This window comes from Kineosporia mesophila (assembly GCF_021129235.1).
Classification (GTDB): domain Bacteria; phylum Actinomycetota; class Actinomycetes; order Actinomycetales; family Kineosporiaceae; genus Kineosporia; species Kineosporia mesophila.
The window spans coordinates 84,678-98,120 of sequence record NZ_JAJOMA010000022.1; the positions used below are offsets into that span (position 1 = coordinate 84,678).

General features: G+C 70.4%; 13 protein-coding genes and 1 pseudogene. 12 read left to right on the forward strand and 2 right to left on the reverse strand.

From position 1 onward, the window contains the following. Positions 1-21 precede the first annotated feature (21 nt). The gene (locus tag LR393_RS26410) at positions 22-2,544 is read left to right on the forward strand and encodes a [protein-PII] uridylyltransferase (protein WP_231487418.1); all 2,523 of its coding nucleotides are present in this window, start codon (positions 22-24) and stop codon (positions 2,542-2,544) included. Positions 2,545-2,887: 343 nt separating this feature from the next. Here the strand turns inward: LR393_RS26410 and LR393_RS37190 are convergent, their stop codons facing one another. Beyond that, on the reverse strand, positions 2,888-3,118 hold the full coding sequence (locus LR393_RS37190; RefSeq protein WP_407937357.1) for a nucleotidyl transferase AbiEii/AbiGii toxin family protein: 231 nt from the start codon (positions 3,116-3,118) through the stop codon (positions 2,888-2,890). 27 nt (positions 3,119-3,145) lie between these two features. Beyond that, complete coding sequence (locus LR393_RS26415; protein WP_231487419.1) at positions 3,146-3,862, reverse strand: hypothetical protein; 717 nt, start codon at positions 3,860-3,862, stop codon at positions 3,146-3,148. 215 nt (positions 3,863-4,077) lie between these two features. Here LR393_RS26415 and ffh point away from each other — a divergent pair, with 215 nt between their 5' ends. The 11 genes and pseudogenes from ffh to LR393_RS26470 form a co-directional block, all read left to right on the forward strand. Beyond that, entirely contained in the window at positions 4,078-5,670 is a 1,593-nt protein-coding gene (gene ffh, locus LR393_RS26420) for a signal recognition particle protein (protein ID WP_231487420.1), read from the forward strand. A gap of 141 nt (positions 5,671-5,811) precedes the next feature. Beyond that, a complete protein-coding gene (locus tag LR393_RS26425) occupies positions 5,812-6,864 on the forward strand; it encodes an amidohydrolase family protein (RefSeq protein ID WP_269327941.1) in 1,053 nt (350 codons plus the stop codon). Positions 6,865-6,987: 123 nt separating this feature from the next. Next, positions 6,988-7,485: a 30S ribosomal protein S16 gene (gene rpsP, locus LR393_RS26430; RefSeq protein WP_231487422.1), complete on the forward strand. Its 498-nt coding sequence runs from the start codon at positions 6,988-6,990 to the stop codon at positions 7,483-7,485. A 1-nt stretch (position 7,486) separates the two neighbouring features. Beyond that, the gene (locus LR393_RS26435) at positions 7,487-7,729 is read left to right on the forward strand and encodes an RNA-binding protein (RefSeq protein ID WP_231487423.1); all 243 of its coding nucleotides are present in this window, start codon (positions 7,487-7,489) and stop codon (positions 7,727-7,729) included. A 32-nt stretch (positions 7,730-7,761) separates the two neighbouring features. Then, entirely contained in the window at positions 7,762-8,304 is a 543-nt protein-coding gene (gene rimM, locus LR393_RS26440; RefSeq protein WP_345718561.1) for a ribosome maturation factor RimM, read from the forward strand. Continuing rightward, positions 8,305-9,096, forward strand: a complete 792-nt coding sequence (gene trmD, locus LR393_RS26445) for a tRNA (guanosine(37)-N1)-methyltransferase TrmD (RefSeq protein WP_231487425.1) — start codon at positions 8,305-8,307, stop codon at positions 9,094-9,096. It begins immediately after the preceding gene. 140 nt (positions 9,097-9,236) lie between these two features. Next, positions 9,237-9,596 (forward strand): 50S ribosomal protein L19, encoded by a 360-nt coding sequence (rplS, locus tag LR393_RS26450; RefSeq protein ID WP_231487426.1) that lies wholly within the window; start codon positions 9,237-9,239, stop codon positions 9,594-9,596. A gap of 302 nt (positions 9,597-9,898) precedes the next feature. Next, positions 9,899-10,588 carry a signal peptidase I gene (lepB, locus tag LR393_RS26455; protein WP_231487427.1) on the forward strand — a complete coding sequence of 230 codons (690 nt, stop codon included), beginning with the start codon at positions 9,899-9,901 and terminating at the stop codon, positions 10,586-10,588. 35 nt (positions 10,589-10,623) lie between these two features. Continuing rightward, complete coding sequence (gene lepB / locus LR393_RS26460; RefSeq protein WP_231487428.1) at positions 10,624-11,382, forward strand: signal peptidase I; 759 nt, start codon at positions 10,624-10,626, stop codon at positions 11,380-11,382. An 8-nt stretch (positions 11,383-11,390) separates the two neighbouring features. Further along, positions 11,391-12,290, forward strand: coding sequence for a signal peptidase I (gene lepB / locus LR393_RS26465; RefSeq protein WP_231487429.1), 900 nt, complete (start codon positions 11,391-11,393; stop codon positions 12,288-12,290). Between the two features lie 159 nt (positions 12,291-12,449). After that, a pseudogene (locus LR393_RS26470) lies at positions 12,450-13,262 on the forward strand (ribonuclease HII); the annotation flags it as partial. Positions 13,263-13,443: the final 181 nt, after the last annotated feature.

Below are 13,443 nucleotides of genomic sequence, written 5' to 3' on the forward strand. Positions count from 1 at the left end.
CGTTGGGACGAAAGGTGAACGGTGACGGCTGGCCAGTTCGAGGGCCTGGACGACGGTCCGAGCGAGAACATCCCGCACGACGACGATGAGACCGCGGAAGATCTGGCCCGCGCGGCCGCCCACGCCGCCCGTGACCTCCGCAAGGAGCGGCTCACGCTGGCGCTGCGGGGCGGAACGGCCGGCCCGGAACGGCGCCGCGCCATGACCACCATGGTCGAGAAGGCCCTCCAGCTGGACTGGGCCGCCGCCGTCGCTCCCCTGAACGACCGGCCGAAACGCCGTCGGCAGAGCGGTCTCGACGGCCTGGCGCTCGCCGCCGTCGGCAGCGTCGCCCGCGGCCAGACCGGCCCGGCCAGCGACCTGGACCTGGTGCTCCTGCACGACGGCCGCCGGCTCCCCGCCGACGAGGTGGGTGAGCTCGCCCAGCGACTTTGGTACCCGTTGTGGGACGGGGGACTTCGACTCGACCACTCCGTCCGTACGCCCAATCAGTGCCGTGAGGTCGCGTCCGCCGACCTGTCCGCGGCCATCGGCCTGCTCGACCTGCGCGTCATCGCGGGTGACGCGGCCCTCGTGGTGAAGACCCGCACGTCGCTGCTCAGTGACTGGCGCGGGGGAATCCGCCGCCGCCTGCCGCAGCTGCTGGAGAGCCTGGACGAGCGCGCCCAGCGGTACGGCGAGGCCGCCCACCTGCTCGAACCCGATCTCAAGGAGGCCCGCGGCGGGCTGCGCGACGTCACCGTGCTGCGGGCCCTGGCCGCGAGCTGGGTCACCGACCGGCCGCACGGATCGGTGGACGAGGTCCACGAACTCCTCCTCGACGTGCGGGACTCCCTCCAGGCCGTCACCGGCAAGAACAACGACCGGCTCCTGCTGCCCGAACAGGACGCCGTCGCCGTGCTGTGCGGTCTGACCGACGCCGACGAACTGCTGGCCCGGGTCGCCGACTGCACCCGGTCGATCGCGTACGCCGTCGACGTCACGGCCCGCCGGGCCCGTCAGTCCCTGCCCACGCGCCGTCTGCGCCCGGGCCCGCGCCGTCCCCGTCTGCGTCCTCTGGGCCACGGCCTGGTCGAGCACGACGGTGAGGTGGTGCTCGGCGTCGGTGTCGAGGCCGCCCAGGACCCGGTGCTCCCGATCCGCGCGGCCGCCACCGCGGTCCGCGCCGGGCTGCCGCTGAGCCCGGTCACCGTCGAGCACCTGGCGCAGGACTGCCCGCCCCTGCCGGACCCGTGGCCCACCGCCGCCCGTGACGAGTTCGTCGGGATGCTGGCCGGTGGCCCGAGCCTGGCCCAGGTCTGGGAGTCGCTCGACCGCGCCGGAGTGATCTCCCGCTGGATCCCCGAGTGGACGGCGGTGCGGAACCGTCCGCAGCGCAACGCCATTCACCGTCACACAGTCGACCGGCACCTGATCGAGACGGTCATCCAGATCCAGGGGGCGCTGCGCGACACCTCGCGCCCTGATCTGCTGGTGCTCGCCGCCCTCCTGCACGACATCGGCAAAATCGCCGGAGCACAAGACCATTCGATCGCCGGTGCACCTATTGCCGGGAAGGTCGCACGCCGGATGGGGCTCAGCGAGGAGGACAGCGAGCTGATCGAGCGGCTGGTGCGCGAGCACCTGACGCTGATCGAGCTCGCCACCCGCCGCGACCCGGACGACCCGCGCACCGTCGAGGCCCTCGTCGGCGCGGTCGGGGAGCGCCAGGAAACCCTGCACCTGCTGCGGGCCCTCACCGAGGCCGATGCCACGGCCGTGGGCTCGGTGGCGTGGACCGCGTGGCGGGCCCGGCTCGTCGACGACCTGATGGCCCGCGCCGCGACCGCCCTGAGCGGTGAGGAGCCGCCCGGCCCGGCGCCGATCGCGCAGGCCGAGGTGGAACTGGTGCGTACCGTGCTGGCCGACGGGCGCCCCCGGGTCGCCGTCACCCCGATGGACGAGCTGTTCACCGTCACCGTGGTCGCTCCCGACCGCTCCGGTCTGCTCGCCGACATCGCCGGGGTGCTGGCCAGTTTCCGGCTCACCGTGAAGTCGGCCCTGGTGCGCACCGTGGGCTCCGACCATCTCGGCGAACAGGTCGAGGGCGATCATGACATCGATATCGCGGTCGACACCTGGTGGGTCGAGAGCCGCGGCGACATGCCCCCGCCCGAGCTCCTGGAGCAGCACCTGCGCCGCCTCAGCGAAGGTGACCAGAGTGTGCTCGAACCCCTGATCCGCCGCGACGCGGGCTTCCGCAGCCGCGCCGGTGCCCCGGCCCGACCCCGCGTCGTGCTCCTGCCCGGCGCCTCGGAAGACGCCACGGTGCTGGAGGTCCGCGCCGCCGACCGCCCGGGCCTGATGCACGCCATCGGCTCGGCGCTGGCCGGCGTCGGCGTGGATCTGCGCTCGGCTCATGTCGCCACCCACGCGGGACAGGCCGTGGACGTGCTCTACGTCTGCGAGCACGGCGGTGGCCCGCTGGCGCCCCCGCGCGTGGCGGAGACGGTGTCGGTGCTGGTGGACGCGGGGTCGGTGCCGTCGGCGGGCCGGCCGGTCTGATCAGCGCCGGAGCCTTGGGTAGCCGTCGGTCGGTAGAGTCCTGCGTTCGTCAGTCGTCCTCCGGGGAGAGCAGCCAGAGCGATGTGACGATCTTGCTCGCGAGCCTGCGCGAGAACGCGCTCCTGCGCGTCGAGATCGGCAAGGAACCGGAAATGAGTGCGTAGGGCCTCGGAGAGTTCGAGGGCAGTCGGCGGAGGCACGGCAAGGGCGCCGATGTCCTCCTCGTCGAACTCCCCGGAGCTGCGGTCGCGCAGCCAATTCTCCGGATCGAAGGCGGGGCCTTCGTGCCCTGGTTTCCAGTAACTGTCGCCCGCGTGGACACCATGGGCATCGACCCAGATCTTCAGCACCGCGAGCGGCGTACGAGCTTGAGGTCGAGCGCGCCTGTGATCGGGGAGTTGGTTGCGACCCATCGAAGGTCATACAGGTCACGAGCAGGCGTGACGCGGTTGAGACGGGCGATTTTCCCGGCGAGATTCTCTTCGAGTCGGATCACCTGTATCTCGGGAAGCGCGGGCAAGCCATAGACCCGATGGACCGGCAGCGGTTGCCAACCGCGGCGTACAGGTGGCAGCCGTAATGGCGGGTTGGCCGGGGGCGATCATGCTTTCGTGGCGGAGTCCGGGTCCAGGCAGATCCGGTAGCCGTCCAGGGCCAGGCCGTCGGTGGTGTCGTCGAAGTCGACGTCACCACTGACCGCTCCGTCCAGGCAGACCGAGTCGCCGTACGTGGTTCCCCGCCAGCCGAGAGCCCCGGCACCGCTGAAGCTCGAGGTGAACCGGCTGGCACTGACCGCGCTCCGCCTGCCACCGATACCGGCCACCAGGTCCTGGTCGCAGTCACCCAGGCGCATCGACTTGCGCCATTCGCCCCGGTCGGGCTCGTCGCAGGTCTGCGTGGCCCAGAACTGGGTCAGCACGACGCCGTCGACCAGGGCGTCGCGCTTCCCGTCCCCGCAGGTGTCGGTCGTGTGGACATCGATGCTGGTGGACGCGAGCGCCGTGTCGGTCCAGCCCGGGCCGCCCAGGCTCCAGGCGGGGGAGTGGTAGGTCGCCGACATGGTGCCGGTGAGCGTGACGCTCACGCAGCGCTCCAGGTCTTCGGACCGCACCTGCCGGGTGACGGAGTAGTCACGCGTATAGGTGCCCGCCGTGATTCCGCCACCGGCGTTCCACGGGTGGGTGAAACCGGCCAGCACGACCAGGACCAGCACCACGGGCAGGAGAACGGCGAACGCCACCAGCGCCCGGCGGTCTCCTCGTGCACCGGGTGCACCGGTCCCGGTCTCGTCGGGATGCTGATCGACGCTCACGGTCATGCTGGGTCCTGCCTCTCGTCATCGGGCGGTCAAGGCGCCCCTCGTCCGGCTCGTGGACTGCGAGCCCATGGTGGACGTTGCCGGCGTCCGTCGGGAGGAGCATCACGTACCGGCGGGGCCGGGGTACGGGCCCGCCGGCCGGCTCCGTCCGGAGCCGAACCGGCCCTCTCCGGCGGTGCGGACGTCCTTCGCTCCGCAGCCATTAAGCTAAGAGGGTGTTCGCCACCCTTTCCGATCGCCTGACCGCCACCTTCAAGTCGCTGCGTGGCAAGGGCCGGCTGTCCGAGGCCGACGTCGATGCGACGATCCGTGAGATCCGCCGCGCCCTGCTGGACGCCGACGTCGCCCTGCCGGTGGTGCGCCAGTTCACCTCGCGCATCCGGGAGCGTGCGGTCGGGATCGAGGTCTCGCAGGCCCTGAACCCCGCCCAGCAGGTCGTCAAGATCGTCAACGAGGAGCTCGTCGGCATCCTCGGTGGCGAGACGCGCCGACTGCGGTTCGCCAAGAACCCGCCCACGGTGATCATGCTCGCCGGTCTCCAGGGTGCGGGTAAGACGACGCTGGCCGGGAAGCTCGGTCGCTGGCTGCGCGAGCAGGGGCACACGCCGCTGCTCGTGGCCTCCGACCTGCAGCGCCCCAACGCCGTCACCCAGCTCGAGGTGGTCGGGCAGCGCGCCGGGGTCCCGGTGTTCGCGCCCGAGCGCGGTGTCTCCGAGGGCCAGGGCGTGTCCGGCACCAGCCAGGGCGACCCGGTCCAGGTGGCCCGTGACGGTGTCGCCTTCGCCCGCGACAAGCACCACGACGTGGTCATCATCGACACCGCCGGTCGTCTCGGTGTCGACGGTGAGCTGATGCAGCAGGCCGCCGACATCAAGGCCGCGACCAGCCCCGACGAGGTGCTGTTCGTCGTCGACGCGATGATCGGGCAGGACGCGGTCACCACGGCCATGGCCTTTATGGAGGGCGTCGGCTTCACCGGCGTCGTGCTCTCCAAGCTCGACGGTGACGCGCGCGGTGGTGCGGCGCTGTCGGTGGTGGGAGTGACCGGTCAGCCGGTGATGTTCGCCTCCACCGGCGAGAAGCTGGAAGAGTTCGAGCTCTTCCACCCCGACCGGATGGCGTCCCGCATCCTCGACATGGGTGACATCCTCACCCTGATCGAGCAGGCCGAGAAGGCGTTCGACGCCGAGCAGGCCGAGAAGATGGCGGCCAAGCTGGCCGCCGACGAAGACTTCACGCTGGAAGACTTCCTCGCCCAGATGGCGGCCCTGAAGAACATGGGCTCGCTGAAGAAGATGCTCGGCATGCTGCCGGGCATGGGCGAGCTGCGCGAGCAGCTCGACAACTTCGACGAGCGCGAAATGGACCGCGTCGAGGCGATCATCAAGTCGATGACGCCGCTGGAGCGCCGGCAGCCCCGGGTGCTCAACGGCTCCCGCCGGCTGCGCGTGGCCAAGGGTTCCGGCACACAGGTCAGTGAGGTCAACACGCTGATCGAGCGCTTCGGTGAGGCCCAGAAGATGATGCGCGCCATGCGCCGCGGCGGGGGGATGCCCGGCATGCCGGGAATGCCCGGGATGCCGCCGGGCATCGGTGGTGGCAAGAAGGGCAAGGGCAAGAACACCGCCCCGCGCAAGGGCAAGGCCAAGTCGGGTAACCCGGCCAAGCGCGCCCAGCAGCTCGCCGACGGCGGCAAGAAGAACCCCACGGGTCAGCCCGGTGGAGCCTTCGGCGTCGGTCAGCCGCCGGCGATCGACCCGGCGAACCTCGAACTGCCGCCCGGTTTCGAGAAGTTCCTGGGCCGCTGAGGTCATAGATCGAAAATGATGGACGTCGTGGTCGCCCGGCGCTGATGAGCCGGGCGACGCGGTGGTCGGGTCGAGGGGAGAGCCGGTGATCTCGTGCAGGTGATCCGGCTGTCCGGCCCCGTGCTCACCGGGCCCGACCAGATGCACGACGGCGCCTGGATTCTCGGCGGCCGGATCACGTTCGAGCGGCCCACCGGTCCCGGGCTCGACGAGACGGTCGTCGACGGCTGGGCCATTCCCGGCCTGGTCGACGCACACAGCCATGTCGGCCTCGACACCCACGGCGCGGTCGACGCGGCGACCAGCGAACAGCAGGCGCTCGCCGACCGGGACGCCGGGGCCCTGCTGCTGCGTGACGCCGGGTCGCCGGCCGACACCCGCTGGATCGACGATCGCGACGACCTGCCGGTGATCGTGCGGGCCGGGCGGCACATCGCCCGCACCCGCCGCTACCTGCGCAACTACGCCCACGAGATCGAGCCCGGTCAGTTGCCCGCGATGATGGCGGCGCAGGCCCGGCTCGGCGACGGCTGGGTCAAGATCGTCGGCGACTGGATCGACCGCGACACCGGCGATCTCGCACCCTGCTGGCCTCTCGACGCGCTCACCGCGGGGATGGCCGCCGCCCACGCCGAGGGCGCCCGGGTGACCGCGCACTGCTTCGGTGAGGAGTGTCTGCCGGATCTTCTCGCCGCCGGTGTCGACTGCGTCGAGCACGCCACCGGCCTGGGTGACCACACGCGCACGCAAGCCGCGAGAAGCGGTGTGCCGATCGTCCCCACTTTGATCAACATCGCCACCTTCCCGCAGATCGCGGCGAAGGCGCAGGAGAAGTTCCCGCTCTACGCGGCCCACCTGCTGGCCCTGCACCGGCGCCGGTACGAGACGGTGCGCGCGGCCTACGAGGAGGGCGTGCCGGTCTACTGCGGAACGGACGCGGGTGGCTCGCTGCCGCACGGACTCGTCGCCTCCGAGGTGACGCAGTTGCACGCGGCCGGGCTGCCGCGCACCGCCGCACTCGACGCCGCCTGCTGGTCGGCGCGGTCCTGGCTGGGCAAGCCCTCCCTGGCCGAGGGCGCACCCGCCGATCTGGTGGTCTACGAGGCCGATCCCCGCCTGGATCTGCGGCTCCTGAGCGCGCCGAGTGCGGTCGTGCTTCGTGGAGCTGTGACATCTGGCAGAATGGTCGGCTGAACCCGGCCGGTGCGGACCCTCTCACCGCAGGCGTTGCCGAGTCCAAGGCTCATCCGATCCACCGGAAACCCCACTCCGGAGGAAAGGTGCGGCCGCATCCATGCATATGAGGAGTCCACTTCAGTGGCAGTCAAGATCCGTCTCAAGCGGATGGGCAAGATCCGCGCGCCGTACTACCGCATCGTTGTCGCCGACTCGCGCACCAAGCGTGACGGTCGCGCGATCGAGGAGATCGGTAAGTACCACCCGACCCACGACCCGTCGGTCATCGAGGTCAACAGTGAGCGCGCCCAGTACTGGCTCGGTGTCGGCGCGCAGCCGACCGAGCAGGTCACGGCCATCCTCAAGGTGACCGGTGACTGGCAGAAGTTCAAGGGCCTGCCGGGCGCCGAGGGCACCCTGCGCGTTGCCGAGCCCAAGGTCGAAGACCGTTCGGGCTTCGCCGAGGCGAAGGGCCTGAACGAGAACGAGGCCAAGACCCTGCGCGCCAAGCGCAAGGACGACGACGCCAAGGCGAAGGCTGAGAAGGCGGAGAAGGCCGAAGCGAAGACCGAGGCGAAGGCCGAGGCCAAGGCCGAGGAGAAGCCGGCTGCGGCCGAGGCTCCGGCCGAGCAGGCCTGACGTGCTCACCGACGCGCTGGAGCACCTGGTTCGCGGCATCGTCGCCCATCCGGACGACGTGGTCGTGCGCAGTCGCTCGCTGCGGCGGGGTTCCCTGCTCGAGGTCCGGGTCCACCCCGAAGACCTCGGCCGGGTGATCGGTCGTTCCGGTCGTACGGCCACGGCGCTGCGCACCGTGGTCAAGGCCATCTCCAACGGTGAGCCGGTCCGTGTCGACGTCGTCGACGTCGACCGCGGCCGCTGACCCGACCCACCTAGCAGGAGAACCAACTCACCGTGCGTCTCGTGGTTGCAAGGATTGGTCGTGCCCACGGTCTGCGCGGCGAGGTGAGTATCGAGGTCCGCACTGATGCTCCGGACCAGCGGTTCGTGACGGGAGTCGTCCTCCACGTGGAGGACGGCTCCCTTCGCCGTTCCCTGGCGGCGGCGAACATCGCCACCTCGCTCACCCTCGGCCGCGTCCGTGACAACAACGGCACGCTGCTACTGACTTTCGAAGAGATCACCGACCGCACCACGGCCGAGGCACTGCGCAACGCGGTGCTCGAGGTCGAGCTGCCGGAGGCCTCCGACGAACCTGACGCCTGGTACGACCACGAACTGGTCGGGCTGGCAGCGGTCGACCCGGCGGGGGAGAAGCTCGGCGAGATCGTCGCCGTGCAGCACCCGGGCGCCCAGGATCTCCTGGTCGTGCGCACCGTCAAGGGCGAGAACCGGCTCGTGCCGTTCGTCGGGGCAATCGTGCCCGAGGTGGACGTGCCCGGCGGCCGGATCGTCATCGACGCCCCGGCCGGTCTTCTGGAAGACATCGACGACTAGATGCGCATCGACGTCTTCTCGATCTTCCCGGACTACCTGACGCCGCTCGACCTCTCGCTCATCGGCAAGGCCCGGCGCACCGGTCTGCTCGATCTGACCGTGCACGACCTGCGGGACTTCACCCACGACCGGCACCGCACCGTCGACGACGCCCCGGCCGGGGGCGGCGCCGGCATGGTGATGAAGCCGGAGCCGTGGGCGGAGGCGCTGGAGACCCTCGCCCAGGGCGAGGCCCGGCCCACGCTGCTGGTGCCCAGTCCCTCCGGGAAGCCGTTCACCCAGGCGATGGCCCGCGAGCTCGCCCGGCAGGACTGGCTGGCCTTCGCCTGCGGCCGCTACGAGGGCATCGACGAGCGGGTCTACGAGCACGCCGCCACGCTGATGCCGGTGCAGCCGTTCAGCCTCGGCGACTACGTGCTCAACGGCGGCGAGGTGGCCGTGCTGGCCGTGGTCGAGGCCGTCGCCCGGCTGATCCCCGGGGTCATCGGCAACGCCGAGAGCCTCGTCGAGGAAAGCCACGAGGACGGCCTGCTGGAGTACCCGGTGTACACCAAGCCGGCGGTGTGGCAGGACCGCGAGGTGCCGCCCGTGCTGATGTCGGGGCACCACGCCCAGATCGATCGCTGGCGCCGGGACGAGCGCCTCCGCCGGACCGCACGTCGCCGCCCCGACCTCATCGGCGTCCTCGATCCCGAAGGCACCGACAAGAACGACCGCGCCGTGCTGCTGGACGAGGGGTGGGAGCCGGCGGGCTCCCGATTTCAGCCCGTGACCGACCCTGTGGCAGACTGAATTCTCGTGCCGCCTGTCGGCTGCGCCCCTGCCACAGGGGGAGAGCGCGGAACCGACGTCAGAGCCGGGCACGACCGTGAACCGTAGAACCTTCTACCTTCGCTGGTGACCTGTGGCATCTGCGAGAGAGCGACTTTCTCATGCACGCACTCGACAGTCTCGACGCAGCATCGCTGCGCACCGACGTCCCCGCCTTCCGCGCCGGTGACACCCTGAAGGTTCACGTCCGCGTCATCGAGGGCACGCGCTCCCGTGTGCAGCTCTTCCAGGGCGTCGTGATCCGCCGCTCGGGTGGTGGCGTCCGCGAGACCTTCACCGTCCGCAAGGTCAGCTTCGGCGTCGGCGTCGAGCGCACCTTCCCGGTGCACTCCCCGATCATCGAGAAGATCGAGGTCGCGACCCGCGGTGACGTGCGTCGCGCCAAGCTGTACTACCTGCGCTCGCTGCGCGGTAAGGCCGCGAAGATCAAGGAGAAGCGCGACGCGATCCCCGCGCGCTGACTTCACCCCTGATCGACACTGATCAACCCGTTCCACCGCATTCGGCCCTGGCTCCCGACGGGAGCCGGGGCCGGATCGCTTTGCCCCGTCCGGCACCCTCTGCGTTCGGCTGGCACAGCTTGGGATGAGAAGCTGTGAATCGTTGCCCGCCGTTGCCGGGCGCGTGGTTCGGCGCCGTTCGTGCCGTCCGCGTGCGAGGATCGGCGCCAGCAGACACTGTGGTGCAGAAGTTCATTGGAATCACCCCGGCAGGGTCACTGTGACCGCCCCTGCCGCCGAGTCTGAAGAAGGGGTGGGATCGGGTGCTGACCGGCCGGACCGCGCCGACGTCGCCCCGCCCGGCGATGCCTGATCGTTCCCCGGCGAGCCCGCTACGGCGGGCCGTCGTCGTCCTGATCGCCGTCGCGGTGACGATCGCCCTGGTGAGGGCCCTCATCGTGCAGTCGTTCGTGGTGCCCACCGGCTCGATGGAGCCGACGGTGCAGATCGGCGACCGGGTGCTGGTCTCCCGCCTCTCCTACACGTTCGGCGACATCCACCGGGGCGACGTGATCGTCTTCAACGGCTCCGGGGTGTTCGACGCGGAAGACGATGGCCCCGACACCCTGCTCGGCAGTGTCGGCCGCGGCCTCGCCTCCGTCTTCAGCATGCCCGTCGGATCTCACGACTACGTCAAGCGAGTGATAGGCCTGCCCGGTGACCACGTTGCCTGCTGTGATTCCCAGGGACGTCTGACGGTGAACGGCACGGCGATCGACGAGGCCTACGTGGCCGAGGGCAATCTCCCCAGCGAGGTCGCCTTCGACATCGAGGTACCGCAGGACCGGCTCTGGGTGATGGGTGACCACCGTTCCGAATCCGCCGACTCGCGCGCTCATCTCGGCTCCCCCGGAGGAGGCACCGTGCCCGTCGACCGGGTGATCGGGAAGGTCGCCGGCATCTACTGGCCGGTGTCACGTATCGGCGGTCTCGACGACGGGTCCGGCCGATGAGGGCCGACGGTGACCAGTACGCATCGGAGGAACCGGTGACCCCCTCAGACCCGTGGAACGCGTCCGGATCGGCAGCCGCCGAGACCCCGGCGGACGTCCCCGAGGACACCAAGGTGGACAAGCCCGCCCCTGGGCCGGTCGCGGCCTTCTTCGCCCTGGTGCGGGAGCTCGCGCTGGTGCTCGTCATCGCGCTCGGTCTGTCCCTGCTGATCAAGACCTTCCTGGTGCAGGCGTTCTTCATCCCCTCCCCGTCGATGGAGAACACGCTCCTGACCGGTGACCGGGTGCTGGTGAGCAAGCTGACGCCCGGCCCGTTCGACCTGCACCGCGGCGACATCGTGGTCTTCCAGGACCCGGGCGGCTGGCTCGGTGACAGCACGGCGGTCCCCGCGGGCCGCGTCCACCAGGCCCTGAGTTTCGTCGGGCTGGTGCCCAGCAACTCGGACGACCACCTGATCAAGCGCGTCATCGGCCTGCCGGGCGACACCGTCGCCTGCTGCGACGACCAGGGGCGGGTGACCGTCAACGGTGTGCCGATCGACGAGCCGTACCTCTACCCGGGCGACGAGCCGAGCGAGAAGACGTTCTCCGTGACGGTTCCCGCCGGGCACATCTGGGTGCTGGGCGACCATCGTTCGGTGTCCCAGGACTCCCGCTACCACCCCGACATCAACAACGGGATGGTGCCGGAGGACAACATCGTCGGCCGTGCCTTCGTGAACGTCTGGCCGCTGGACCGCTTCAGCCTGCTGCGTAACCCGTCCTCGACGTTCGTGAACGTCCCGGCTCCGTGACCTCAGGCGTGAGCTCGCATCGCGCCCCGGGGCGACCCGACCCGGACGAGGGCGAGGAGGCCTGGCGGCGCGCCCGCCGCACCCCGGCGAGCCGCCCGCGGGGGATGAGCCGTCGCGACGCCCTTGACGCCGAGCGGGTGCGCGCCGGGAAGCCCCCGCGCCCGAAGAAGTCCGGACCGGGCAAGTTCCGCCCCCTGGCCCACCGGCCGAAGCCGGAAGACCCGCCGCTCACCCCGGTCCAGGCCGCCGGGTTCCTCGTCCGCGAGGTCTTCCTGGTGCTGCTCATCGCTCTGGGCCTGTCGTTGCTGATCAAGACTTACCTGATGCAGGCGTTCTTCATCCCCTCGTCGTCGATGGAGAACACCCTCCAGGTCGGCGACCGGGTGCTGGTGAGCAAGATGACGCCCGGCCCGTTCACCCTGAACCGCGGCGACATCGTGGTGTTCCAGGACCCGGGCGGCTGGCTGCCCGCGTCCGAGAAGACCCCCGCGAGCAGCCCGACCGTGGAACGTGTGCACAGTGCGCTGATGTTCGTCGGCCTGATGCCCAGTGACGCCGACAACCACCTGATCAAGCGCCTCATCGGCCTGCCCGGCGACAAGGTGGTCTGCTGCGACAAGCAGGGGCGGGTCACGGTCAACGGCACGCCGGTCGACGAACCGTACGTGAAGACCGGAAGTGCCCCCAGCGAGGACGAGTTCACGGTCACGGTGCCGGCCGACCACGTCTGGGTCATGGGTGACAACCGGGGCGACTCGGCCGACTCCCGCTACCACCGCGACAACGCCGACGGCACCGTGCCGATCGACAACGTGGTGGGTGTCGCGTTCGCCCGGGTGTGGCCGCTGAAACGGATGTCGCCGCTGACGAACCCGTCCGAGGTGTTCGACGCCGTGGACTCGTCGTAGAACACGCGCAACTTCTGCCCCATCGCGCCAAGTTCCCCCTCAAGTCAGGTAGCGTCGGGCAGTCCGAATGAATCCGGACTTTCGCTCTTCCGTCGACTACCAGGTGGTGACTGCACGATGACCCCGGCGTCCGCTCCCAGGCCGCCGACGAAGAAGGCCCTGGCCCAGCAGGCCGCCGCGCAGCGGGCAAAGGCCCGTAAGGCCGCGGCGAAGAAGGCGTTGCTGAAGAAGTTGTCGGCACAGCCGCCCACGCTGCGCGAGGAGCGCAAGCTGCTGCGCGAGGGTCATCGTTTCGTCGCGGGGATCGACGAGGTCGGTCGCGGTTCGCTGGCCGGCCCGGTCACCGTCGGGATCGTCGTGGTGGACCTGGAGACGCCCTCGGCGCCGACCGGTGTGCGCGACTCTAAGCTCCTGGCCCCCGCGGCCCGCGAGAAACTCGTGCCGAAGCTGCGTCGCTGGGCCCCGATGAGTGCGGTCGGGCACGCTGCGGCGGACGAGATCGACGAGATCGGCATCATCGCCGGTCTGCGTCTGGCGGCTGCCCGGGCGTTCGCCACGCTCGAGGTGAAGCCCGACTGCGCACTGCTGGACGGGTCGCACGACTGGCTGAGCATGCCGGTCGAGGCGGTCGAGGAGGCTCCGCAGGGCCCGGCGCTGTTCGACTTCGAGGAGACCCCGGTGGCTGTCGGGCATCCTCTGACCTTCGTCGACGGGGTGCCGATCGTGTCGATCGTGCCCGCGCGGGTGGTCACGCAGGTGAAGGCCGACCTCCGGTGCGCGGCCGTGGCTGCTGCCAGCGTGCTGGCCAAGGTCGAGCGGGATGGCCTGATGGTTGAGTTCGCCGACGAGTTCCCGGGGTACGGCTGGGAACTCAACAAGGGCTACTCCGCGCCCGATCACCTGGCCGCGCTCCGGCGTCTGGGTCCGAGCCGGTTGCACCGGCTCTCCTGGAACATCCCGGGCTCCGACGGGGTGTACGGCGAGACGCTGGATCTGGACGGGCTGGGGTCTCAGGAAGACGCCGTCGAACTGGCGGACGCCCTGGGCCCGGTTCCCGACGAGGTCACCGAGGACGTCGCGAACGGGTTGGTGGACGCGGAAGGCCTGGTGGGCGCTGACGGGTTGGTGGGCGCTGACGGGTTGGTGGACGCGC

Excerpts from the sequence above, each read along its gene's own strand:
- LR393_RS26415 (WP_231487419.1), bottom strand. The coding sequence starts at position 3,862 with ATGACCGTGAGCGTCGATCAGCATCCCGACGAGACCGGGACCGGTGCA.
- LR393_RS26425 (WP_269327941.1), top strand. The coding sequence starts at position 5,812 with ATGCACGACGGCGCCTGGATTCTCGGCGGCCGGATCACGTTCGAGCGG.
- trmD (WP_231487425.1), top strand. The coding sequence starts at position 8,305 with ATGCGCATCGACGTCTTCTCGATCTTCCCGGACTACCTGACGCCGCTC.
- rplS (WP_231487426.1), top strand. The coding sequence starts at position 9,237 with ATGCACGCACTCGACAGTCTCGACGCAGCATCGCTGCGCACCGACGTC.